Genomic DNA, 23,759 nt, shown 5'->3' with positions numbered 1-23,759 from the left:
ATTCTCCTCTCCTCATGAAATTAGTATAGAAAACAATTGTGAAAAAGATATGCAGAAGAAGGTAGAATTAATGAGTTTGTGCGAATTCATGACTTCTTTGTGTCTGCACACTTTCTTCAAAGTTCTTTAGTATAGTAGTCATCGTATAGAAATTCCAGCAAACAATCCCTATTTTGTAGACATTGAAAGGAGCATTCATCATTGAGTAACAAAAAAAGGAATCGTTTTATTTTCAGGGTAATTACATTGACACTTCTGGCCGCAGCCATTGTCTTTACTATCTACTCAAATTTCGCAAAAGAGAAATTTGATGTGTTAAAGGTAGGGGATTATGCCCCGGACTTTGCGCTTGTTGATTTAGATGGAATTGAACATAAGCTATCTGAGTATAGAGGCCAAGGGGTCTTTTTAAACTTTTGGGGAACTTGGTGTGCTCCATGTAAAAAGGAAATGCCTGCTATGGGTCGACAATATGAAGTGTATAAAGACCAAGGAGTACAAATATTAGCAGTCAATATCGCTGAATCGGATTTTAAAGTTCGTACATTTGCTGAACAATATGGGATGACCTTCCCTACTTTAATCGATAAGACGAAAAGCGTTATGCAAGCATATAATGTTAAACCGTTACCTACTACTTTGCTTATCAATCCGGAAGGTAAGATTGTTAGAATTATTACAGGGGAAATGTCAGAAAGTGATATTAAAGGATATATGGAAGAGATCAAGCCAGGTTGACTAAACCATATTCTAAAGACAAGTCCTAATTTGTACATAAAACGTCTGATAGCGTTAGGATGTCTGTAAAACTTTCTAAGGGCGATATCGTTTGTATAAGTAAATCAGAAACTGATTTTGTGATTGAAACTTTGGAAAATAACCCTGAGATAATGAAAGATGAAAGTTAATAGTTTGCTCGAAAAACCGAAAAATAAGAAGTAGTAAATGAAGTGAAGAAGGCATAAGCCCTCTCCACTTATATTTCTTCAAAACTGCACACTGTAGTTGCATCGGCTGCATTCGTCGAACACTTCTCAGGAATACGACGACTCATCAATGTTCCTTCTTTGACGCAGTGCTTTTCAGCAAGCAATTTAAAGGTTATCTCGGTTGTTTCCCAATCGCTCTAAATCTCATCACAATTTGGCACTTCACATCACCGCCGCCACCTTTGACTTTAGGCATAGAAAAAGCACCCATCCCAATAGACAGTGCTTAGCAATTATTATATCGCTCCATTTCTCCTTAAGTTTTTCATGATCTCCGGGTTATCGTTTTCCACACTATAAAAGAACACTTCATCCATGTGACTCTCGATATCCCATTCTTTTATACTCCATTCGTTTGTAGTAACAAGTATTATTTTTCCTGAGTCAGTTTCATCCAATTCATTCAATAGCTTTGCATATCTACCACGATCATCCAGTACTGTTTGAATTGGATAATACAAAGTGAAAGTTCCTTCATTACCTCTAGGATTGGATTTTGTATGATTTGCGTAACCACTAAAATTAATTGTCATTCTTCCTATTTTATAATTCGTGGTTGACTTTACCTTATACGGTAATAGTTTTTTATTGAAAGCTACATTGATGAAATCAGAGATATCCCCCATAGAACTTGTTCGTATTATGCCTTTATCAAATACTTTGTTCAAACAAGAAAGGACAACTCTTAACTTTGCATCATTATCATACCCTTTTACCAATAACGTTCTTCGGTTTTCATCACGCAAAAACTTAAGTATGACTTCTATAGCGAATTGCTCATCTTTCATGACATCATCCCCCTTTGTGACACTATTCGCCAAGAAAGGTGTAAATTCCTCTTTATGTATCACGCCCGAAGAACGTATATAACACAAGACGACATCATTGCGTGTTTCCGCACGCGGTGACGCGCTCAATCGGGGCTATTATACTCTATGGGCCGTAACGCATCCCCTCTTTATTTCTCCACCCTCGTATATGCAAACTTCGTATATGCGTAAATCACGGAATATTTTTCCATCCTGTCTTTGATTTTGTATTTATCTAATCGAATGAATTGCTGAACCATGGTCGAAGTGTTCGGGACGCACCCCATAGACTACATCCATGCCGGGCGTACTAACGAAGCAATCCGGTACATGCATATAGTTGGCTACAGAATTTAGCGAAAAATTATTAGTTTATAATAAGCATCCTCATTGTTGAGCCGTTGGATGATTTCGTGGCAACCTCGTACCGATATTTCCCCTCAGATGCCTTCTTTACTTCTTAACAGAAAAAATTCGATATTTATTGAATTGTTATTTCTATTAATATAGAATAACTTAAAATAGGAACTCTAGGAGGAACCCCTTTGAAAATAATTAATTCAGCACCCCCTGTAGAAACCATAACTCTGAAAGTGGAACAGTCGCCAGTCTGGGAATTGATTTTAGGGATTGCAGGCTATACACATGAGCAGCTGCGGCACACGTTTGAGATGGATGAAGAATGGAAGGCCGACGAAAACGTGATGCCCTCTTCACTAGTCAAGCTTTTAAAAATCATTGAAGAAACTAATCTTTGGTATGGTATGATTCTGCTGCAAAATCAATTTGCTGCCGTTTCCGTTCAAGAATATTCGAATTTGCTTACCACGGCTTCAACGGATTCTTTTTATGAATGGCTCCTTCCTTACCATGATCGACAGTCTGAGCCACTAAGAATAGAAGCAGCCTGCAAGCCAGAACAAACACCAGTATGGGAAGAATACGCTAGTCTCTTTGATGGACATGACTATTTAGGCGGATATATTCGACAGCTTCACCATTTATCCCAATCTGAGTTATGTGACTTGATCACTAGTGTAATAATAGAGTGGGAAAGTTGGATGCGGAAAAAAGTGGAATGGGAGAAATGGCTACAGGCACTTGCTTTTGAAGAGAAACAGTATCGTCAATTGGATATGAATAATCCGGTAGCTGAAATCGAACGTGTGTCGGGTGGTGTCGAATACCTACCTGAGCCATCCATTTGGTCGGTCAAACTTATCCCGCAGGTTTCCTATCGTCCTTGGGTGCTTACAATTCGTACTTCTGATACCAAGCTCTTCTTTTATCCTGTCAAAGAAGAGTATCTGCTAGAACCTGGAGTTCCTTCAAATGAACTGATTCGTGGCCATAAGGCATTAGGGGACGAACTACGACTAAAACTGCTGTTTCAACTTCAGAAAAGTCCTTTGTCCTTGCAAGAGTTGAGTGGACAATTCAACATATCAAAAACAACGCTACACCATCAACTGGCATTATTGAAAGCCGCCAAATTCATTCGCGTGGAGAAAGGGGTCTATTCCATCAACTCTGGAAAGCTTGAAGATTTCACCAGACAATTGACACGATACCTCGGAACCGGATTATGAAGAAGTATTCCAAGTCCTTCAGATCCTTATGGATAGGTGAGATTGTTTCCGAATTCGGTGGTGTTGCTGGAGCTATTATCAATGGGTTGCTGTTATATGAATTGACAGGTTCACGGGAGTGGATGGGCATCCTTTGGCTCGTCTATTTTATTCCTTCATTGGTGCTACAAGGTATCAGTTCGCCCTTACTTAATCATGTCATAAAAGAAAAAGTGCTCAAAAATATCCAACTGATCCGAGCCGGTGCCTACCTACTACCATTAGCTGGTTTAGGGATTGGAACGGAGAAAGGTTCCATCATTGGCTTGGTTATTCTGCAATGCATCTTAGGGCTTCTTCAGCCAATTTTCGCCAGCCTTTCGTTTGCCTTACTTCCAGAAGTCTGTACGGAGGATGAATTGGCCGATGCCAACGGATTGTTGGACGGAACCCTTCGGCTAATGAGTTTTCTTGCTCCAGGTGTCACTTCGCTCTTGTTGTTGCAACTACCGATGCATTGGATCTATGGCATTTCGGCAATCCTGTTCTTCATCAGTTTCCTGGCACTGTCCCGAATTCCGCAAATCAGCACACAAATGGTGGCAACTTGGACAAAAAAGTTCTGGTGGTCCGAAATGAAAGAGGGATACAGGAATTTCTTTAGTTATCCTCAACTCCTGCAGTTAACAATCCTATCTTCTACCGTCCAATTTGCGGTAGGGGCAACGCTGGTCTTGAGTATTCCCTTCATTCAGGGAGAATTGGGAGGAGAGACGTGGGAGTATGGCATATTTAAGGGGGCCTTTCCTATCGGTTATGTGATGGGAATGCTTCTTCTGACCAAGCTACCGAAAAGCCCCCGAACGATGTACTTTGGTTTGATTGGGGGTGGCTTTTCCTTTGTGCTGCTGTACTTTGTCCACTCAGTCCCTTTTGCGTGGTTATGTGAACTGATGGGTGGTATCCTGTTCCCTCTTTTCAACGCCCAAAGTGCAGCCATTTTCCAGCGTGAAGCTCCAAGGGATCGACTGGCACAGTTAAGTGCAGTCCGTTTGTTGTTCATGCGTGTCTCCATGCCATTAGGAATTCTGTTCGCCTCCTTGCCTTTCTTAACATTAAATATTCGTCATGTTTATTTCGGAATCGGTTCCATCATTATCTTACCTGGGGTGTATTACTTAATCGATTCCCTCCAACCAAGAAAGCGTTGGTCTCGGATAAACGATAAATATTAGAGCATATGGATCATCATCCTGTTCATAAGAAAGTAAGTGTTGTAACTAAAAAAAAATATAAAAATCCCGAACAGTAGCTCAATCACAGATCAAGTTACTGTTCGGGATTTTCACTTTACAAATAAGCCGGATTACCAAGAGCAATGAGAGATACTCCATAACAAGCTTTACTATCAATCTTTTCTTATTATTTTCCTCCATTAGGTGAGTAATTAGGTGAAGTTCACTTGTGGATTGGCAGTCGAAGTAAAGGATAATCCCTTACATTATGGGTGCATATGTTTGGTTACATAAATGCACCCAAATAAGGATGATGAACTTAAATGGAACAAGATTGCCATATTAAGAGCTTTGATAAGATATTTTATAGTTAATTTGAGTCTTGTCTTTTCCAAGGTTCTTCGGTGCTTTCTAACCAATGAGCCCATGCGCTAAAGCTCCCGTCAAACTGAAAGTAGATTTGCTGTATTTCCGGAAATTTTTCAAAGGTTGCTGAATGAAGTGCTTTCGATAATGATTGTGCTTCAGCACTTGCTGGACTTCCAGCCAAGAAGTCTTTAAAATCGATAACTACTGTTCCATTCTCATCGATTGCGACACCATTCAATGATTCTTCATTCCCGTATTGAATATCGCCATTTATAAAAAGCTTCCTGATTTCCTCCTCTAATTCTGGAAAAGGCCTCCCAAACGATTCAGTATCAAACCCAATATTAACTTCTTCCATCTGTTTCTCAATAAAGCTTTCATATTCTTTCCCTAACGTCACTTTATATAATGCAACATGCTCGCTTTCAGGAATAAGAAGATAGATTTCATTTTGATCTGTTGCAATATAATTCTCTACCTCTTGAGGTTTTTCAATAAAGTTTTCATCTGGTATGCGTACTCCCCCAAGCTTATCACCCTTCTTATTAAGCACAAATAAATGAGTTTCTGAAAGGGGAGTCATTACAGGTGGAGCAACCGTCTGCATATAAATAATTTGTTCGTCCAATACGTCTTTTAAAGCCACGTTGGCAAGTGTGAAATCCGAGAATAAGGGTAGTTCAGTTTGTTCACTTTCATCACTGAGTACTAGTATACTTTCCTTTCGATTCACTTGTTTAAATTGAAATGGCAGCACCTCGTCCTCTATGAAAATGACTGTTTTTAGGTCTACAAATTTTTCTTGGTTTTGACTTACGATAATCTCATTGTTTTCTAATTCAACTAATGAGTCTGGGAAAAATAATTCTAATTGCGATAAATCATAGGTCTTTGTTAACTCTCCATTGGATTGGTATTGATGCACAACTTTTTCCACAGAGTTTAATACATATATTTCTTCATCCTTTGTTACCAATATATCATTCAAATCACCAATAATATTTTGATCGTTTTGAACGGAAAATGAACTGGTAGCTTCACCACTCTTAATCACGACCTGCGACTTCATTTCATCTAAGATATATATGTTTCCATTCTTCATATCAAAGCTACTTACCGGGTTCATGCCATGGGCATATGAACCGATTTCCCCTTCCCCATTCCCGTACTTGATGGTGTCCACTAATTCAATGCGAGAGGATTCTTCTATAGCATATGCGTGTGTCTCTTCTTCTTCGGATTGGGAAGTTAAAATGAGAAAAGGAAGTATAACAATGATAGCTGTAGCTGCTAACAGTGGAAATAACTTCACTCTAGTTTTTCTCCTTTTACCATCCATCCTGAGTTTATTGTTTAATTCGTTAACAAACTCTTGACTCGGTTCTAAATCCGGCCGATCTTTAATTGGTCGAAGTAGCTGTTTAGCCTCTTGAGTTAGATTTTCGGTCTTTTTCACCTTACTTCACTCCTTCCAATATATGTAGTTCCTTTTTCAATACCTTTACAGCACGATAAAAGTCTACTCGCACCTTTAACTCTGTACAATTCAATATTTCAGCCGACTCTTTAATTGTCATTTCCTGAAGCCCCCGTAAAATAAGCAAACTCCGATAATGAGGTTTTATAGTAAGTAATGCACTTTGAATCTCCTGCCATCGTTCCTTGATAAGTAGATGTTCATCCAAGGAATCCTCGTTTTTTTCGTTTGTGATTTTTTCTAGTAGTGCTGGTAATGTAGATTTCAGCTTCTTTTTTCGCAAATGATCGATTGCCGTGTGACGCGCTATAGAAAGTAACCAATACTTCGCACGAGTGCGATCCCTCAGCATGTGGCTATTTCGAATTGCTTTCAAAAAGGTTTCTTGTGTAATATCTTCTGCATCCTGTTTGTTACTGGAAAAGTATAAAGAGAAATAGTAAATATCTAAATGAAATTCTCTATATAAATCCTCTATATCAAACCCATTCATCCCTTTCATCACCCCTTACTAAACAAGTCGTGTTTCATTCCGATTTGTTTCAAATATTCAAATATTATTTTTATAAGCACTTTAAAACGTTGGGGGGTAACTATTTTGCTACTAAAACCATTCTTAACCAACCTAGCCATTAGTTCAACAAGAAAAAAGAGTTGCTAATGGCAACCCATACGACCCGATTATGTTTTTAGAAGGTTACCTTTGTTGTTTCACTTTCTCGTTGTACCTTTTCCCAATTCGGCAATTCACATAACAATCCTCCCCCCCTGAATTTTAAGCATTGAAAAAGCACCTCAGTGGGTGCTTAAAACTGTTAATCTATCCTTTCAACCCTTACTTTTCTACCTATACCCTCTAATTCAAGATAATACCTCATACCATCTTTATATATTTTTACTGTCGGTCTATATTTGTATTTATATTTATAATAATATTCTACTTGTTTCCACTTTTGACCATTAGTCAATTCGAAGATGGTCTCGCCGTCAAAACCTTCGGATTCACCTTCTAGTCTCGCTTCTTTATAAAGTTCCATATTCTCACCCCCTTCATGACACTATTCGCCAAGAAGAGTGAAAATCCTTTAAATAGAAAAAGCACCTCCGGAGAGATGCTTACCAACCAATACAACAAAAATTATTAATAAGAATTCCGGTTGCTGTATAACTTGTAATACTTTAAAAACAGCTTTTCAAGTTCGTCTGAATCCAGCGCGTTCCCTTGCCTATATTCATTTTGAACATGCAGATTCACTAGCTCCATTACAACATCTAAACTGTTTCTTTGTGTACTATTTGATACATTTTATACACCTCCTCATTGACAATATTCGCAAAGAAAGGTGAAAATCCTCTAATTTTGTATCACCCCCGAAGAATTTACATTACACAACATATCATCACGTGTTTTCACACAAGTTCGACATGGCTTCTTCAGACGCCCGAGAACACCAATCTCCAGGAAAGTATTCATTGATCCACCCTTCAGTGTACAAGAGTTTGAAAAAAGCTAAAAATAAATACAGGCTTAAAAACAAGTAAAGTTCGTAATTGTACACATTAACGAACACTGTGTTTAATATGAAATACATTGCAATAAATAGTTCGTAAATATATAAAACTACTTTTCGAACGTTCACTCGTTTATTTGCGACTTCCCGAACGGAATTGTACACTTTAAGAAACAAACGTTCTAATAGGAAGTGAACAAAATTGGAATCTAGAAAATTCGGTTATGTTAGGGTAAGTGCAAAAGATCAAAACGAAACTCGTCAAATTGATTCGATGAGAGAATTAGGTATTGATGATCGGGATATTTTTATAGATAAACAGTCGGGGAAAAACTTTGATCGTGTAAATTATCAATTGATGAAGAGAATGATGAGGAAAGGTGATACTCTTTATATTCATTCACTGGATCGATTTGGCAGGAATAAGGAATACATTTTAAATGAGTGGAAAGAGCTGACTAAGGAAATCGGTGCTGATATCGTAGTGTTAGATATGCCCTTGTTAGATACGACAAAGCATAAGGACAGTATCGGAACATTTATTTCCGATCTTATTCTTCAGGTTCTATCTTGGATTGCTGAGGATGAAAGGGAACGCATCCGAAAACGGCAGCGTGAAGGAATTGATTCAGCGCTTGCAAAGGGAGTAAAATTCGGGAGACCATCAATTGAGATAACAGAAGAATTCATTCAGGCCTATGAGAAGTGGAAGGCCGGGGAAATTACAGCAGTTAAAGCAATGGAGGAAGCAGATATGAAGAAAACGTCATTCTATAAAATGGTAAAGGAGCATGAAGTGTTTGGTAATATATAAAGTAGTTCTTTTAAATGAAATTAATATATACCATACTATAGAAAATCCACACCCCATCCTTAAAAAATGCGGACCACTGTGAGGCACTTTTTAAGGATTTTTTATAGGCACCCGCATTGCAATACGGGTGCCTTAAAGATCAACTTATCTTCACTAGTGTGACTTCAGAATAATGAGACTCAATTGAAATGATGGTTTCTAATACAACCATTTTAAATTCCAGGATGTAAAGATATTGTTTTCTAATTCTTCGCTAGTAATATCTTCCTCACCTACCTCATCTACTAATCTAATATATTGATAAGCATCTTCAAAAACTTGACGTTCAGAAATATCATTTCGATTCGCTATAAGAGTTACCCAATTATTGCTTTCCCTATTAATCCAATCCCAGTGATTATTCGGAGACGTTTCATTTAACTGATCCCAATAAGTCTGCAATAAGATATAGGCAGGTGCAATATTTTCGAAAAAAGCTGTTCTCTCTATACTTGTAAGCAGAGCTTCATTATAGAAACACGGCTTTTTTTTGTACTCTTCCTCTTTCTTTTTACTTTTGTAAAGCGTCTTATCCTTATTGAAGACAGGGAAAAGTGTGTTAATTAGCAAAAACTCATATGTATCCCTTTCTTCAGGGTCATTAAATAAGTATGTATCAATTCTGTAAATATAGTCTTTAAAACGGGAGTTTTCCAACTGAGAATTTAATCGAGTATATAGACTGCTATTCTCACTATTATCGTTATTAATTCCAACGTAAAGTACCTCGCCGTCCCTATCATAAATTACGTATAACCCTTTTTGTCTAGATGGGATCTGTACAGGACCAAATGAGTTGAGATGCTTTTTATCCCTTTTAGTTATTTTTTTAATATTCCATCTGGCGTATTGTCTATAAAGTTTCGGGAAACTGTAGTCTACATTGATGGATAATTCCTCTTTATTATCTATATGTGAAAGTCTTTTAATACCTGCTTTTTCTTCAAACTCCACTTTACACGCTCCTACAAATTGTGTATTTTGCCAAATGTTTTTTGTCTTACAGCCAAACATGACGTTGCAACTTTACATGAAGTGGTGAGCATGATAGCCTTTACGGGCAAAGCCAGCCCTGATATAGCTGGCTTCTTGCCTTGGTACTAATGCCCGCAGAGGCTCCATGTAAATCTGCAACATTGCATATTTACAATTGCAATATTCTTCATCATTTGATTACAAATACAACCAAATTCTTCCCACTTATAGCGAAACAAATTTTCAGCATTTTTCCACAACCCCAAATTATCAAAAAGTGTTAAGTGCTTATAACTTTGAAGCATTATAAACGGTTATAAATACTTCTTCGCAAATTTTTGTGAGCGGTTGGTCTTTCTTTAATTTCAATGTTTTTAGTACCTCAACAAAGTATTTTTGTCTATATTTCTGCTTCTGAGTTAGTCTAGCTTTTGTTGGCACTAGCTCTCTACTTGTAAAATACTTCTCATACAAACTCAACTTGTTGGCTGAGATTAAATAGACCTGATCAAGTTTTTTAAAGAGTTGTTCTTCATTAAAAACAGATAGATCTTTATCTTTACTGAACAATCTTATTCCTGTCATTATTTCCCTAAATAATTCTCGCTGGATTTTTGTCTCTTTAGATTTAAAAATCAACCAATCTATAATGCGATCTTCTTTAGAGATTGCAGGAATGTCGTATAATTGGGACCATTCAGACCAATTTATTAACCTTGCTTCTTCTAGAGGAAATTTGGCGATTTTGTAGTAATAATTTAAAACATGTCTTTCCTCGGAGCGATCTCTTGGTAAATCTACGTCTTGAGAAGCGAAATTACGAATTTGTTCAAAGAAGATTTTTCTTTGATATTCTTTCACTTCAAATTGATTAAGTAATTCACGCAACCTGGTTCCGTATTCATGTGCGTATTCTAATCTATTTCTTTTTATTGATTCGCCAAATTTTTTACCGAGGTCCTCTTCCAATTCTGGAATTGCATGTAGTAAGGATTCCATCAATTGTTCAGCTGCCTCTATCTCCTCAGGGCTGAGAATACCTACATATGCTTTCTTACCGTTCATATTCTTTATTAGATTAGCCATGGGTTAGTGCCCCCTGGTTTTGTTGTCGCTTTAATTGAATTTTATCTATGACTGAATAAGAATAGTGAAGTAACTCTGCGTATGATAAATCTTCGATATCCGATAAGTCTTCGCTAAACATCGCTAAAATTGAATAATTACCATCTGACAAATGTACCCTCATTGTCTGTTTCAGCATTTCTTCAATTAAGTATTCTTTGCGTAAATCATCATCTTCCATGATCCTCATGTAAGATGGATGGTCTTTATAAAGAGAAAAGGTCCAATCGCCTTTTTTTCCATTGGCATATGACCTATATTCATCACCTTCTATCATTTGTACATCATTAAATGTTTGACTAATAAATCCACCTTCTTGATTTAGATATACGACTAATGGGGGGTTTTTGCAAATAATATCACCCATTTCATATATACTGAAATCATTTGCTGCACTTAAAGTTGTACGAATTTCAATAGGACCTTTTAAAATCCTGTCTTCGTATGCTTCTTTTGAAAATTCAATATCAGTACAATGAACAATTACTTCTTTATGAGCTTCTACTTCAATATCTCTACGTAAAAATGTGTTTTCGAGTGAATCATTTTCTCGATCCCCCATATAGGTAGTGATATTTAAGGCAAGGGTAGCGTGGTGGGCAGAATTATTAATTATTTTGTAAGCAATATTAGTTATTCTTTGCCCTGTGTCCACTCGTCTACTGTTTTCATTAGGTAATTCAATTGAAATTAATTTTAATGCAAACTGACGTTGCTCTTTAACAATTTGCTCTACATCGTAATAAAACAAAGCCTCTATTTTCTCTACTTTAGTTGATCGAACAGGAAATACCTCTAAAACAATACTATGTTTTTTAAATCGTTTTAGAGCTTCGTTTACTTCAAATTCGAAAGGGCCATAAGTTAATTTCTCACCTGCACCAATTCGAACGGTTGTATCACTCAAATCAATTAATGTACTATTTTCACACTTTATAGCTAAACGTACTTTGAAATCTTTAGGTACAGTATAATTGTTTTTAATACTAAACCTAATATCACTGATAATATCGCCAAATGTAAGTCTATTACCTTTGTTTTCAGGGAACTTTATTCCCTCCCATTTTAATTGGCATTTTGGCATTTGATTGCCAGAATCAATATCCCCACCAAAGTCCATAGCGGTTAGGAATTCATCTAATTCGGTTGATACTTCTAATAGTTCATTCTGTAAGTTCTCATCTTGAGCAATTCTTCTATTAACATAACCCAATTCTTCCATCCAAGTGTCATGCTCATTGCTTACCGTTAACTTTAATTGTTGGAAAACCTTTGACTTTTTACTTGTAAAACCATAATGCTCCAAGTCCTCGATATTAATAATTTCATCTTCAAAATCCTCATCTACTTCTACATATCCGAAGTAACGATTTTGCAATTCTTCCGGTATACTTAATGGTATTTCAGCTAACTTCATATTTTTCCTATAAAGATATACATTTCGAAGATCTTCACGAATGTCATTATTACTAATACCCAAACCTATTTCGGTAACTTTAGAATACCCGGGTATTTGAATTTTGAAATTCCGACGAAATTCATTCAAGTTCTCTTGGTATTCAACTGGTATTTTAGCGAATTCGCAGGTACCGTCATACTTTTGAACCTTGATTTTGGCATTAAACTTTTTAATAATGCGCCACCAAGTTTCTTCGATATCCTTGATAAAAATCCCATCATCAATAGCAGTTACAAGGGCATCGATCGGACTTATTACAATAATTCTACTTCCTTGTGAAGAAATAGGCATTAAACCCGTAGTTTCTGTCAAATAATTTATAGCATCCTCACCTTGTAGAGCTGATTCTCCTACCCTTAAATCATTCCCTTCCAGTTTCTTATAATTAACCCTATATCCCTCTTCTTGAGTTAATGTCTCATAAATATAATAACCAATTTCTGAAGCAGCAGAAAATAATAACTTACCTCTTCCGTACAGTCCAGCTCCTTCATTGCCACCCGAATAATTCATTGCTGAGAAGCGAGCCAATCGGTAATCCGGGGGAAGATCAGTTGCTAATCTGCTAATCTCGGTCATAGATAGGTTTGGACCTGTCATTCCATTTGTTCCATAGTCATGTACTAATAAAAATTTACCATGATCATTTTTAACGAGAGTAAAGTCCATCCTCCAGTTTTTACCCATTTCTAAATCAACACGTTGCCCCCAAGAATTTTGAATAAAATCTTTCTGAAGACCGTGAACAAGGCCTTTTGCTGGTTCAGATTCATAGCCTTTAACAACCTGATTAATATTTGATTTCCAGTTCGTTGGTACTGATGATGATGCTAATGCTGATGAAGACATAAGATATACCCCCTAGATTATTTGAATTTAAATTCTGTACTCCGTTCTTTACTCTCTTCCACGAATTTGTTCTTGAGTACTTTTATTTCATTTTCTAATGTCTCTATAATCTGTTTGACATGACCATCAGTATAATCATAGTTGTTTTTGTTAGCTAAATTTCCAATTAGTTGCAACTTCTTCAATGTATCGCTAACTCTTTTTTGTGCAAGCTCTTCAAACTTCTCCATTTTCTTATTACTCATTTTTACACCTCTAAGCTCATCTTTTATTATAAATTACTATATACACACTGTTCTGTCAATACTACATTTCAAATATATTTAAATATAATTGAAATATAGTTAATTACATGCGTATATTGTATATGTTTTACTTATGAATATTTAACAAGTGGTTTCATGGAAGACTCCTATGGTATGTTTCAATATAAAGAATGGCAGAATTTTTTCGCTAACCTCTTTTGAGCATCAATTTTATGGTACAGATTACAGCGAGTAACTAACACGAAAGTTGCACGTATAAACGACTTCTTTCAAATTCGCGTAGGGATTTTCACCATTTTGTTAAATAAAAAGACTGTAAACAAACTTGATTTTCACCAAGTTTGTTTACAGCCTAAAACTCATCCTGTTATCGGTTATTTTCGCTCTTCTATCATGATTTATTAAAACATTCTACTATTAGTCTACTTATCGGAAGGTTAGTACCAACTGTTTTTCATTTTCTAAAGGATATGTCTTATCTAAAGTGATTTTTTGTTTACCCCTGAGGTTTTCAAGTTGAAGATTTGATACTGGTTGAACATGTTTATAGTTAATTCCAGCAAATGTCTTAAGTATGGCTTCAAACACAATCTGTGCTCCTTTCGGTGGCACCGCCATACCAATTTGTTTCCGTACTGCTTCTTTACTTCCTTTAAAAACAAAATCATCTGGAAACGTTTGTAAACGTGCACGTTCCCGATTAGTTAATGCTCGAAGTTCTTCCCAGTGATACATATGAGTTCCACCACCACCACTTCCAGTTACCGTATATGCCGGACGTGTAGGATCTAGTCGTTTATAAATGGAACTTAATCTTGCACCTTTTACTTTTAGTTGTAAGTGCTCTGGAATACCAGGATACCAAGCATTACTACCTGCAGGGATATAGCTTAGCATCTCTTTCACCTTTGCAGTGTGACGAGTTAACTCGTTATTCGGAGCATCTTCTGGAATTGGTGGATTTGTAATTGCTTCATAAGACGTCACATAATCAGTCGAAGCTAATGTTGTCGGTGCTGGAATCTTAAACTCAATTCCCTTCTCTGAAAAGTCATTTCTGATACCAACTATTATAATCCGATGACGTGACTGTGGTACTCCGTATTCTTCAAATTTATAAAGATGAGGTGTGAGTTTATATCCGCATTCTTCAAGCTCAGTTAGAATCTGAATAAATGCTTGTCCCTCATTTGCGCTTTGAAGACCCCCGACATTCTCCGCTACAAAGAACTTAGGCTGATATTCTTTTAATACCTTGACTCCATATGAATATAACGGTCCGAATTTACCATCTAGTCCTTGTTTTTCACCAACTTGACTGTAATCATTACAAGGAAATCCAAAGGCAAAACAATCTATGTCGCCCAGAACTGACCTATCTCCAATTGGTAATTCCTCTACAGGTCCACAATGTACAGATGTATCATTAGGATCCCCACATATATTGAAGCGGTAGGTATTGCATGCATCGGCGTCATAATCATTCGACCATAAATGCTCGATTCGATATTCTTTTCCTGTTTCCGGGTGGATTACACTTGCATTTTTCGCAGCCAAACTAAGACCACCTGGACCGTTAAAAAGCTCACCTTTTTTAAAAATCATTTTAGACATCGCTGACATCGCTCCTTAGTGGTTGTCCATAAATAAGAAAGTATGTTCTTGCATACCCCTATGCTTTTCATTGTACACCTTATACAAAGAAATTGCAGCCCCGAAGTGTGTCGAATTATAGATTAGACTTTGATTTCAAGTTCCAAATATAAACTAGTGTAATAAATGAAGTAAACATATATATCTTGCTTAGGTAAAATAGCACATCGAATGGGTTTCCTGTACAGTTTTCTAGTATTTTTTAATTATTCATTGAATATTCTTTATGTAATATATACAATTGAATAAACAAACTTGAAGGAGGTACTCAGTCTTGTATTTAGTTAATAGTTTGGAGAGTGCAACAATATCAACCCCTTACAATCAAGGTTATCGACATTTAAGAGTTTTATCAGGTTATGTAAGTCCTCTATACCTAGAACACATCTTGCATACATATCCGGAATTAAGAATAGATGTAATCGTTGGGATGGTATCCCATGATGGCCTCGCCATTTGGCAACATAGAACATTTATTGACTTAGTTGAGCAATTTTCAGATCGCTTAAATATTTTTTATCAAATTAGTAGGCCCGGCAATCACCGTAAAGTATATTATTGGTTACAAGAAGAGATATTTGGTCTGAGTTCAAAGGTTTTTGTTGGGTCGGCAAACTTTACAATGAACGGATTTGGGCGCCAAAATGAAATATTAGTAGAAGCAACACACGATAATATTGATGATATTTTCTCAGATCTAGATATACTTGACTGCCAAGATCCTGAAATTAGCCAACAGGTAAACTTTTATGAAGCAACTACAACACGTATACGGACATCATTTGATTCAAATACAAATAATATAATTCAACATTCAGAGATGGAAGTACTAACTACACCTACACACAATTACACGGAATACGTGGATCTTTCACTTTTATCTAACGGCGTAGTTCCTTCACGTTCAGGATTAAACTGGGGACAACGCGAAGGTCGCAATCCTAATCAAGCTTACTTATCAGTGCCCAAAAGTGTCCATCAAAATAATCCGGAATTTTTCCCCCCTTTAGCAGAATCATTTTTAATGATAACTGATGATGGCGAGGAGTTAATTTGTGTAATGGCACAACAAAATCGAAAAGCAATACATACACGAGAAAATAATAGCATCTTAGGCACATATTTTCGTAACCGTTTGGGATTGGAATATGGATCTTTTGTTTCGGTAGATGACCTAAGAAGATATGGAAGAGATTATGTACGGATTTTCAAAATTGATGAAGAAACTTTCTATTTAGATTTCAGCGTATAAGATGCTACGGAATACCGCTTAACTCTTTTTTTACTAATTGTTCCTAAAGACTATTAATTATTTAGTAAGGAGAGGATAAACATCGCTACTATCAATAATCAGCTAATTCAGGAATGTTATGATTTTGCTTTAACGGCATGGCAATATAATAGTCAAAGTCAAAGACAATTCGGTACTAATAACCCTAGACAACGAAATGCATTTATTGCAGACCAGCTCTCCGGAAAATTGGCAGAGCATATTTTTAAGAAAGAAATTGAAGACAATTATGAGAACGTAGTGGTTCAGTTGAATTTTGATCACTATTTAGACCCATTGCATATCGACAATGGTGACGTAACCATACATCAAAATGGTCAAACATTACCATATCGATTAGATATCAAGGGTTCCTCGTTTTTTGCACAATGGTTACTAGTTGAACGCCATAAATTCTATGATTTACAAACAAGACAACCTATGTCAGACCGGTATGTTATGGTGAAATTTTCTGAGGACATGCTTAGTAATCCTCAGCTCCGTATAAATCCAGAAAGTATATTAGAACGAGATTCCGTGAATGGTAGAATTATTGGTTGGGCAAATCATAATGATTTTATTTCACCTCGTGATGTTGAACCATGGTTTACTTTCCACCGGGGAGATCGTCCCTGGAAGACGAGGGTTTTACCTCCTTCAAATACTTTAATTAATAACTTACAGCATCTTAGAAATTCAATAAACTTCCGAATACGAAGATATAACCTTAATGAAGATGAGATATATTTACGTACCCCATTAGATGCAGAAATAAATTATGGACTACCTTTACACTGGTTAAATTCGGATATTAATCAACTCTTAGATGATTTACCTGCACATTAAAAGTCAATAATATAGCGTAAGTCATTACGCTCTCAGATTGTAGACAAAAAGGGTTGGAAACCGATTTATTTTCCAACCCTTTTTGTCAATTGTTGAAGTTGTTTTTATTAATAGTAGCCTATTATCCCACTATATTATTATCTATATACCGTAGGTAGTGTTTTCCACATCTAGTAGAAAAATAAACGTTGTCACAAGCGAATTACATTGAAAATATGATACATTCGACATAAGTATTTGTTTACGTTTACAAAAAAAGGAGATAAAAAATGTACAAGAAAGAAATACAAAGATTAAGTAGCAGTGCAGATGATATCGTAATCGAAGCACAGAAATACGAGGTTTTATTTAGCAATTTCTTTTCTAAAATTAATGAAGAAAAACTGCCTTCTGAATTACGTAATAAATTCGCTGTGTATCGAGAGATACTAAAACATGCCGTTGCCATTAGTGAGCTAATCGAAAAATCGAGGGCCGACATATTAGTCGAAGGAACATTGGTACAAAAAATCAATGGTCATTATGCAGTACAAGGGGTGGAAGTAAGGAAAGGTACTTATATTGAGTTCTGGGTTGATGAACTGCAAAACAATCTTGGTGGTTATTTTCAACCATCAATAATTGATTATGATCAATCGGGATATTTTATGTTGAGTCCTGAAGGAAAAAGACTTTCTTTAGATGGCCAATTGGTCCGTGTAAAATAAATCTTTAATTAATTCAATATATATAAAAAGACGTTCCAAAAATGCAATGGAACGTCTCTATTTAATTTACATTAAAAATATCCTTTCTCCTTAAGACTAATAAATTGATGGTCACCAATAACAACATGATCAATCAACTCTACTCCCACCACGCTCCCAGCCTCAGCCAATCTCTTCGTAACCTGAATGTCTTCAGGTGAAGGATCCGGCCTCCCACTGGGATGGTTATGGAAACAAATTATTGAGGCAGCACTATGTTTCACTGCTTCCTTGTACACCTCCCTAGGATGTACTATCGATGAATTTAGTGAACCAATAAAAATGGTCTTCTTATGAAGTACTTCATTCTTCACATTCAAAAATATAACTACGAAATGTTCTTGTGTCAGATTCGTCATCTCGGCCATCATATAGGCTGCTGCATCTTCTGGTGAACGGATAACGTATCGCGTATCTGCTTTTCCAGCCGAACGCATCTTGCGTGCAATCAGCATGCCAGAATGAACCCTAAGAGCTTCATTGTGCGTCATGCCTTCCTCTTTTAATTCGGTTACTGTCATATCCACCAACTCACGAATACCCCGTGCAGCCAGTCGCCCAGTGAATTCAGGTTTTGCGGATGGACCTATCAAGACTGCTAAAATGTCCTGCAATTCGATAACACTTTCAGAACCCACTGCATTGTAAGTAGATACTGCTTCGCGAGCAGAAGTAATATATTTTTGCGTTGTCATTTTCGTTGTCCTTTCTCACACAAAGCAAGTGCCGAGCGGCACAAGCTTTCATGTGCCACTCTTTCCTTGCCCGGTGGAAGGCTTTTTATGGTATAATCATTCTACTAGGTTTTAATGAATCACTTTTTCCGAGATGCGAATCGACGCGTCTCCTTTTTTTCGCCCATTTTTGCAATCACTGCATCATCCCAGCCCATCTTTTTCAGATTGGAAGCAGTGATGTTCAGCATTTTCCACGGATTCACACCTTCAAGCACCATATTTTGAGCTAATTCCTTCATACCCTTTTCATCGAATTGCCACGATGCTGATATAGTGTAATCCCAAATAACGTCACCAGTATCTACCGGACCATTGTTATCCACGAACGACTTCAACTGAGCTTTCATAGCTTTCAGCGCCGATTCAACACGTTCAATTTCCCTTCCTAGCTTAATTGCCTCTTCCATGTTTTCAATGACCTCTGCCTTTGCAAGTACCATTTTAATATCCTCCTTTATATTCCGATATTTCCGCTGCCAATCACTTTTACATCGCCTTTTTCAATGGACAGAAAAATGTCTTCAATATCGGTTAACGAATTCAGCTTTTCAATTTCTCCTCTGCTATCGAGTAGGTAAATTTCACCGAATTTAAAGACCAGGAATTTCTTTTCCTTCTTTTCATCCACATAGCACACGAATGATTTTTCTGCACTTCCTTGTTTAGAATTAGAAACTAGACGTTCCAATTGTTTTCCAACCATTTAAACCGCTCCTTTTCCAATAAGTTTTTAAAACAAAAAAAGCCGATCGTTTCCCGAAGGAATCAATCGACTTTTAATATATATCACGCTAAAAAGCGTAAATATCCCATATGATTATGCTCTAAGCAATTTTGTGATGTACTTGTTACATCAGCCTGACCTTCTCTTTAATAGAGAATACAAAGGCAAGATAATTTTTGTCGCACTCCTTTTTAATATATCTAAAAGGTATAACGACGTTCATCTAAAAGATGACTTAAAAACTAATGGTTATACATATTTTATCAAAGCATTATTTAGGTCGCAAATCTTGGGAACTAGAAACCCATGATGTTGATCGTTGATGGATTGGTCCTCTGTTATAACTTGCCCCAAAAGAAATGTCAATGGAAGTCGCAGACTGAATTTTATTCTCTTTCTTACCTAATAAAACCTAATTTAATGGTTTCCCCTTATACTCTTCAATCCAATAGCTATAATAAGGATTTTCCCATGTTGTACCGTCGTAAAAGGAAACACTTTTTACGCAAGATATAGTTTTTGAAATGCCGTGTCGATCATCAAGACTCCATCCAACGTCTTGTCCATACGTTCCTCCCGCAACTATATTCACATCTTCACCATTACCAACAAATTCATAATTCCCGTCAGAAAAAGAATACTGTGTTTTGATTTTTACCGGATAGCCATTTTTGTCATAGCCTACCGATCCAATTGACATACTTTTTATTGTTTTATCGGATTTATTCTTTACAATCACCTGAATCATATCAGGATAGAGTGCTTTATATTCCGTAGATTGCACAAAAATCTTAGAACTTTCTACGACCACTATTTGTTCTGCTTTTGCCTTTTCAATCTCTTCCCTCTTTTGTATAGCTTTTTGTTCATCTAATTTTTCCTTATAGATCGCTAATTTAGAAATGATATCCTTATCATCTGATATTACTAGAGATGCCTCTTTAAGTAATGTAACAGCTGAATCATAGTCCTTCGAATTTATGTTTTCTTCAACCTCGCTTAATACCTCTTTCTTGTATTTCTCTTTTATGTCTTTTATTTCACCATTGGCCGCACTGTAATTATCATCTTCTTTAATTACTTTTTGATATTCTCTAATAGCACTGCTATAATTCTTCTCTTTCTGATATTCCCTTGCTTTTTCGAAGGCAATTCGTGAGTCATGTAATTGTTTAATATAAGCATTAATTTTATTTACATCCGAAGAAACTAATCTTGTATTTTTAATAGTATCTAATTTTTCTTTCGCATCCCCGTAATCTATTTGTTGATTTTTAAATGACTCTTTAACTTGCTTCGCCTCTTCTATTAGAAATGATTTCGCTTTAGTTTCATTATCAACCTTTCCATTAATCTTCTTCTCATATATATCTAAAGCAGCTTTATCATTATTACTATTTATTTCAGATTTAAAGGCATTTACCGGATTATTTATATAGAAGAATAACAGGATAGACACCATAATTATCAATGATATTGTAGATCCAAAAATAACTTTTTTGCTTCTCATAGTATTACGCTTTGCTATATATGTATTACTAGAATCCTTTTCTTTTCCGATACTCTGCGACAAATTAGTGCCACATTTGTTACAATAAACGCTATCTTTTTGATTTTCAGCACCACAGCTATTACATCTCATTTTATTTCACTCCAAATCTGTTCTCTCTTATTCTACGATGCCTGGTACAAAATGCATTTTGATGAGTCCCCCGGCTTCCATTCGTTCGTAAACCAATTGCATTTCTTCTATCTACGTCCTTAAATAAGCCTTCCCTCCTCATTCCTTATACCTATTATCATAGACCGGGTAGGTTACTGTGTCTACAAGAAATTGGATATCCATACCAATATATTCGAGGAAAAACTTTGCTATTAATGCATTTATTCGGACTATTCAACAACTTACCTTGTAATAAAAGTATGAAATGGTAAGATTAATTTATAGGACTTTTAGAAGGGGGTCATATAATGGATAGATTGTTGGCGATGTCAGATTTGGCAACTAGATGGGGGCTACCGATACAATGGGTCGAATGGCAGTCAAAAGAAGATGAAAAATTTCCGCCAGTACGAATGAGAGTAGATAATGGTAATATGTCGCTATTCCTACTGAAAGAAATAATGGTATATGAAGAAGAAAAAAATCTTGAAACAGAAACGATTAACATTGTGTTTTCAAAAGACATACGACTATCGGAAGGTATTAGACTAGCACTGGAAGATGGTCGACAACTTACCTACAATGAAACTATCTACATAGAAGGAATTGAAAATGCTTATAACCGAATTAAGGATATTAAGTACAACGGGACGGTTTATTTGGATGAATTATTATATGGGGCTGTTATGACTGGTAAAGAGAAAGGGACACATGTAAGGAACATCACTTTCGGTAAGACCCATACTTTTTTTCGTTTCAAAACCATTATCAAAAAGAAAAAAGATAAAATTGTATACACATTCCGTTTTGTAGATTAAGGGAGAACATCAAATTCTCCCTCATTAATTTACAGATTGAACGGATATAATTCCCTCAATTTGAATCCGCATATCTCCAAAAGGGTCTGATAACAGGATGGCTTTGTTTTGTATATCAACGCCCTCGATAATGCCCTGGTTTTCGATGACGCGACCGTCTCGCCAAGTTTTTACTAACGTTTCGCATTTTCGTTTATATCCTATTTCGATTTCTTCTTGAATGGCTGCCAAATCCCATTCTGTCAGTTCCGGTCGGGCCGTCAAATCATCCTCAGCGTGCCAGTCCCTTAGATCAACTAAGTGTTCTGGCAGCATCATCGCTGTCCATTTAATTCGGCCACGGTCTTTTATATCTCCTTCAACCTTCATTAAACGATCACCCTCTCGTTTTGATTGACTGGAACAAGTGCCAAAACATTCTCGGCGGTAAATGTTCGTTTGGATTTCCTAAGAAAGCAGTATGCCCTAAATGACACCTCGCCTATCTGCAAGACTTTGATTCGCCGCTTAGTAATTGATCCATCACTCGCCACATACATCATATCCAATATTTCTGGCATATCTTACCGACTTCTCCAATGTTTTACGCACACTTGTTCCCTCCTTTTGATTCATTATAGAGAATGAACGTTCGCATGTAAAGGAAATAAAAAAGCCTCTCCTGGCGGGAGATGCAAACGAGACAGGGTCCTTCACCTGCATTCAAACAAACTCAATATGTATTTTAACTTCGTCTACTTTACTGCATTTTCTATACGATACAATCACTGGCTCTAAGCAATTCATGCATCTTCTGCCTTTTACTTCGGACTTCAGAAATGCCAGAAGATCCTCGCTGCCATCATACTTCATCCTATTAAGGAGAAACAAAAAAGCGCCCATATCCACAACGGATAGGACACTTTTACAGTCATCAATTTAATTTAGTATAACCTGATTTCTGCAATTCATCATAAACAACCTTAAAAATAGAAGCTAATTGTTCCAGGATAGTTTTCTCCTTGGCCTCTCACCATTAACATTTGTCAGTTACCTACTTCTAGGTATATTTTTATTCCGCTAAACTTACGAAAACACTCAAGAACAAACGGGCAATGACGGCAATTACTTGAAGGTGTGGAATGAAATAAATTCTCCGCTCTTTCAGGCAGCATATCTAGAATTTCACATTTAGAATTGATTTCGTTTGCCACACCTAAAGCCCATTGACGAGACCTTTCCATGTCAGCTTGCTTGAAAACATATTTGCTTGCTGTTCTAAACCGGAGGAAGTACAAATTACCTTCAACTAATGATTGATTCTTTATTTGACCGATAGCCCAGGCATAGAGACCGACTTGGTGATTATCCAGAATGTCGTATCTACTCCTGTTTGTTTTCCAGTCCACTATTTTACTACCCTCTTCAGATACCACATCAATATATCCCTGAATCATTGGGGCCGACTCCTCTTCAGATAACGGAAGTTTGAAATGTATCTCAGTTGCACCCATGTTTTTTTGAATTGGAGCACGGCTGACTAAATCGGACAACTCCTCCAATGTAACTTCTGGATGAAAATCTGTTTCAATCATTCCATTTAATATTGCTTCTGAATGACTAACCCCATTGATTTTATCTTCAATTGCTTTATGAACCCCCTTACCCAACGCTAAGGGATAAGTTATCGGCTCTTCATATTCTTGAATGTATTTCTTATAAAACCGGTACGGACAAGTTTCGTACAAGCTCAATCGTGAGAAAGAGAATATCATACTGCTTTCTCCTTTCTATATTAAGAAAAGAGGATTGGCTGACCAATCCCCTTTTCATCTTTA

23 protein-coding genes are annotated in these 23,759 nt (G+C 36.5%); 8 read left to right on the top strand and 15 right to left on the bottom strand.

Translation table 11 applies throughout. The annotated features are described in order from the left end of the window. Positions 1-201: 201 nt before the first annotated feature. Positions 202-738: a thiol-disulfide oxidoreductase ResA gene (gene resA / locus NIT04_RS06470; RefSeq protein ID WP_251700442.1), complete on the top strand. Its 537-nt coding sequence runs from the start codon at positions 202-204 to the stop codon at positions 736-738. A gap of 487 nt (positions 739-1,225) precedes the next feature. On the opposite strand, the gene NIT04_RS06465 is transcribed toward resA, so the two are convergent. Next, entirely contained in the window at positions 1,226-1,777 is a 552-nt protein-coding gene (locus NIT04_RS06465) for a hypothetical protein (RefSeq protein WP_251700441.1), read from the bottom strand. Positions 1,778-2,343: 566 nt separating this feature from the next. On the opposite strand from NIT04_RS06465, the gene NIT04_RS06460 reads away from it, so the two are divergent. Together NIT04_RS06460 and NIT04_RS06455 are read left to right on the top strand one after the other, a co-directional pair. Then, the gene (locus NIT04_RS06460; RefSeq protein WP_251700440.1) at positions 2,344-3,387 is read left to right on the top strand and encodes a helix-turn-helix transcriptional regulator; all 1,044 of its coding nucleotides are present in this window, start codon (positions 2,344-2,346) and stop codon (positions 3,385-3,387) included. Continuing rightward, entirely contained in the window at positions 3,384-4,601 is a 1,218-nt protein-coding gene (locus NIT04_RS06455; RefSeq protein ID WP_252502764.1) for an MFS transporter, read from the top strand. Before NIT04_RS06460 ends, NIT04_RS06455 begins: the two co-directional genes overlap by 4 nt. 370 nt (positions 4,602-4,971) lie before the next feature. Here NIT04_RS06455 and NIT04_RS06450 read toward each other — a convergent pair whose 3' ends face one another. The 3 genes from NIT04_RS06450 to NIT04_RS06440 form a co-directional block, all read right to left on the bottom strand. Further along, on the bottom strand, positions 4,972-6,426 hold the full coding sequence (locus tag NIT04_RS06450) for a hypothetical protein (protein ID WP_252502763.1): 1,455 nt from the start codon (positions 6,424-6,426) through the stop codon (positions 4,972-4,974). 1 nt (position 6,427) lies between these two features. After that, positions 6,428-6,940, bottom strand: coding sequence for an RNA polymerase sigma factor (locus tag NIT04_RS06445; RefSeq protein WP_252502762.1), 513 nt, complete (start codon positions 6,938-6,940; stop codon positions 6,428-6,430). A gap of 322 nt (positions 6,941-7,262) precedes the next feature. Next, positions 7,263-7,484 carry a hypothetical protein gene (locus tag NIT04_RS06440; protein ID WP_252502761.1) on the bottom strand — a complete coding sequence of 74 codons (222 nt, stop codon included), beginning with the start codon at positions 7,482-7,484 and terminating at the stop codon, positions 7,263-7,265. A gap of 676 nt (positions 7,485-8,160) precedes the next feature. On the opposite strand from NIT04_RS06440, the gene NIT04_RS06435 reads away from it, so the two are divergent. Then, complete coding sequence (locus NIT04_RS06435) at positions 8,161-8,772, top strand: recombinase family protein (protein WP_252502760.1); 612 nt, start codon at positions 8,161-8,163, stop codon at positions 8,770-8,772. A 198-nt stretch (positions 8,773-8,970) separates the two neighbouring features. Here the strand turns inward: NIT04_RS06435 and NIT04_RS06430 are convergent, their stop codons facing one another. The 5 genes from NIT04_RS06430 to NIT04_RS06410 all read right to left on the bottom strand — a co-directional run bounded on the left by NIT04_RS06430 (position 8,971) and on the right by NIT04_RS06410 (position 15,090). After that, the gene (locus tag NIT04_RS06430) at positions 8,971-9,765 is read right to left on the bottom strand and encodes a hypothetical protein (protein ID WP_252502759.1); all 795 of its coding nucleotides are present in this window, start codon (positions 9,763-9,765) and stop codon (positions 8,971-8,973) included. Positions 9,766-10,074: 309 nt separating this feature from the next. Continuing rightward, positions 10,075-10,872, bottom strand: a complete 798-nt coding sequence (locus NIT04_RS06425; RefSeq protein WP_252502758.1) for a hypothetical protein — start codon at positions 10,870-10,872, stop codon at positions 10,075-10,077. Then, positions 10,865-13,219, bottom strand: a complete 2,355-nt coding sequence (locus NIT04_RS06420) for a hypothetical protein (RefSeq protein ID WP_252502757.1) — start codon at positions 13,217-13,219, stop codon at positions 10,865-10,867. Before NIT04_RS06420 ends, NIT04_RS06425 begins: the two co-directional genes overlap by 8 nt. A 17-nt stretch (positions 13,220-13,236) precedes the next feature. Further along, positions 13,237-13,464, bottom strand: a complete 228-nt coding sequence (locus NIT04_RS06415) for a hypothetical protein (RefSeq protein WP_252502756.1) — start codon at positions 13,462-13,464, stop codon at positions 13,237-13,239. Positions 13,465-13,911: 447 nt separating this feature from the next. Continuing rightward, positions 13,912-15,090, bottom strand: coding sequence for a DNA cytosine methyltransferase (locus tag NIT04_RS06410; RefSeq protein ID WP_252503208.1), 1,179 nt, complete (start codon positions 15,088-15,090; stop codon positions 13,912-13,914). A gap of 322 nt (positions 15,091-15,412) precedes the next feature. Here NIT04_RS06410 and NIT04_RS06405 point away from each other — a divergent pair, with 322 nt between their 5' ends. The 3 genes from NIT04_RS06405 (at position 15,413) to NIT04_RS06395 (ending at position 17,961) form a co-directional block, all read left to right on the top strand. Beyond that, positions 15,413-16,390: a restriction endonuclease PLD domain-containing protein gene (locus NIT04_RS06405; RefSeq protein ID WP_252502755.1), complete on the top strand. Its 978-nt coding sequence runs from the start codon at positions 15,413-15,415 to the stop codon at positions 16,388-16,390. 228 nt (positions 16,391-16,618) lie between these two features. Further along, positions 16,619-17,254, top strand: a complete 636-nt coding sequence (locus tag NIT04_RS06400; protein WP_252502754.1) for a hypothetical protein — start codon at positions 16,619-16,621, stop codon at positions 17,252-17,254. A gap of 269 nt (positions 17,255-17,523) precedes the next feature. Next, positions 17,524-17,961, top strand: a complete 438-nt coding sequence (locus NIT04_RS06395; RefSeq protein WP_252502753.1) for a hypothetical protein — start codon at positions 17,524-17,526, stop codon at positions 17,959-17,961. Between the two features lie 71 nt (positions 17,962-18,032). Here NIT04_RS06395 and radC read toward each other — a convergent pair whose 3' ends face one another. The 4 genes from radC to NIT04_RS06375 all read right to left on the bottom strand — a co-directional run bounded on the left by radC (position 18,033) and on the right by NIT04_RS06375 (position 21,103). Then, on the bottom strand, positions 18,033-18,695 hold the full coding sequence (gene radC / locus NIT04_RS06390; protein WP_252502752.1) for a DNA repair protein RadC: 663 nt from the start codon (positions 18,693-18,695) through the stop codon (positions 18,033-18,035). Between the two features lie 119 nt (positions 18,696-18,814). Then, entirely contained in the window at positions 18,815-19,177 is a 363-nt protein-coding gene (locus NIT04_RS06385; RefSeq protein ID WP_252502751.1) for a hypothetical protein, read from the bottom strand. A gap of 14 nt (positions 19,178-19,191) precedes the next feature. Further along, entirely contained in the window at positions 19,192-19,440 is a 249-nt protein-coding gene (locus tag NIT04_RS06380) for a hypothetical protein (RefSeq protein WP_252502750.1), read from the bottom strand. A gap of 433 nt (positions 19,441-19,873) precedes the next feature. Further along, complete coding sequence (locus NIT04_RS06375; RefSeq protein WP_252502749.1) at positions 19,874-21,103, bottom strand: DUF5780 domain-containing protein; 1,230 nt, start codon at positions 21,101-21,103, stop codon at positions 19,874-19,876. A gap of 329 nt (positions 21,104-21,432) precedes the next feature. On the opposite strand from NIT04_RS06375, the gene NIT04_RS06370 reads away from it, so the two are divergent. Beyond that, on the top strand, positions 21,433-21,942 hold the full coding sequence (locus NIT04_RS06370) for a hypothetical protein (protein WP_252502748.1): 510 nt from the start codon (positions 21,433-21,435) through the stop codon (positions 21,940-21,942). Positions 21,943-21,966: 24 nt separating this feature from the next. On the opposite strand, the gene NIT04_RS06365 is transcribed toward NIT04_RS06370, so the two are convergent. Then, on the bottom strand, positions 21,967-22,311 hold the full coding sequence (locus tag NIT04_RS06365) for a YolD-like family protein (protein ID WP_252502747.1): 345 nt from the start codon (positions 22,309-22,311) through the stop codon (positions 21,967-21,969). Positions 22,312-22,967: 656 nt separating this feature from the next. Further along, positions 22,968-23,696 carry a PD-(D/E)XK nuclease family protein gene (locus NIT04_RS06355; protein ID WP_252502745.1) on the bottom strand — a complete coding sequence of 243 codons (729 nt, stop codon included), beginning with the start codon at positions 23,694-23,696 and terminating at the stop codon, positions 22,968-22,970. Between the last annotated feature and the right edge of the window lie 63 nt (positions 23,697-23,759).

It is taken from the genome of Sporosarcina sp. Marseille-Q4943, assembly GCF_943736995.1.
In the GTDB taxonomy this organism is placed as follows: domain Bacteria; phylum Bacillota; class Bacilli; order Bacillales_A; family Planococcaceae; genus Sporosarcina.
This window is presented reverse-complemented; position numbering and strand designations above follow the sequence as displayed.

Bases quoted from the DNA above. Each gene is read 5' to 3' on its own strand.
- NIT04_RS06410 (WP_252503208.1), bottom strand. From the start codon at position 15,090: ATGATTTTTAAAAAAGGTGAGCTTTTTAACGGTCCAGGTGGTCTTAGT.
- NIT04_RS06375 (WP_252502749.1), bottom strand. From the start codon at position 21,103: ATGAGATGTAATAGCTGTGGTGCTGAAAATCAAAAAGATAGCGTTTAT.
- NIT04_RS06420 (WP_252502757.1), bottom strand. From the start codon at position 13,219: ATGTCTTCATCAGCATTAGCATCATCATCAGTACCAACGAACTGGAAA.
- NIT04_RS06445 (WP_252502762.1), bottom strand. From the start codon at position 6,940: ATGAATGGGTTTGATATAGAGGATTTATATAGAGAATTTCATTTAGAT.
- NIT04_RS06395 (WP_252502753.1), top strand. From the start codon at position 17,524: ATGTACAAGAAAGAAATACAAAGATTAAGTAGCAGTGCAGATGATATC.
- NIT04_RS06425 (WP_252502758.1), bottom strand. From the start codon at position 10,872: ATGGCTAATCTAATAAAGAATATGAACGGTAAGAAAGCATATGTAGGT.
- NIT04_RS06380 (WP_252502750.1), bottom strand. From the start codon at position 19,440: ATGGTTGGAAAACAATTGGAACGTCTAGTTTCTAATTCTAAACAAGGA.
- NIT04_RS06355 (WP_252502745.1), bottom strand. From the start codon at position 23,696: ATGATATTCTCTTTCTCACGATTGAGCTTGTACGAAACTTGTCCGTAC.
- NIT04_RS06455 (WP_252502764.1), top strand. From the start codon at position 3,384: ATGAAGAAGTATTCCAAGTCCTTCAGATCCTTATGGATAGGTGAGATT.
- NIT04_RS06415 (WP_252502756.1), bottom strand. From the start codon at position 13,464: ATGAGTAATAAGAAAATGGAGAAGTTTGAAGAGCTTGCACAAAAAAGA.
- NIT04_RS06440 (WP_252502761.1), bottom strand. From the start codon at position 7,484: ATGGAACTTTATAAAGAAGCGAGACTAGAAGGTGAATCCGAAGGTTTT.
- radC (WP_252502752.1), bottom strand. From the start codon at position 18,695: ATGACAACGCAAAAATATATTACTTCTGCTCGCGAAGCAGTATCTACT.
- NIT04_RS06385 (WP_252502751.1), bottom strand. From the start codon at position 19,177: ATGGTACTTGCAAAGGCAGAGGTCATTGAAAACATGGAAGAGGCAATT.
- NIT04_RS06465 (WP_251700441.1), bottom strand. From the start codon at position 1,777: ATGAAAGATGAGCAATTCGCTATAGAAGTCATACTTAAGTTTTTGCGT.
- NIT04_RS06370 (WP_252502748.1), top strand. From the start codon at position 21,433: ATGGATAGATTGTTGGCGATGTCAGATTTGGCAACTAGATGGGGGCTA.
- NIT04_RS06365 (WP_252502747.1), bottom strand. From the start codon at position 22,311: ATGAAGGTTGAAGGAGATATAAAAGACCGTGGCCGAATTAAATGGACA.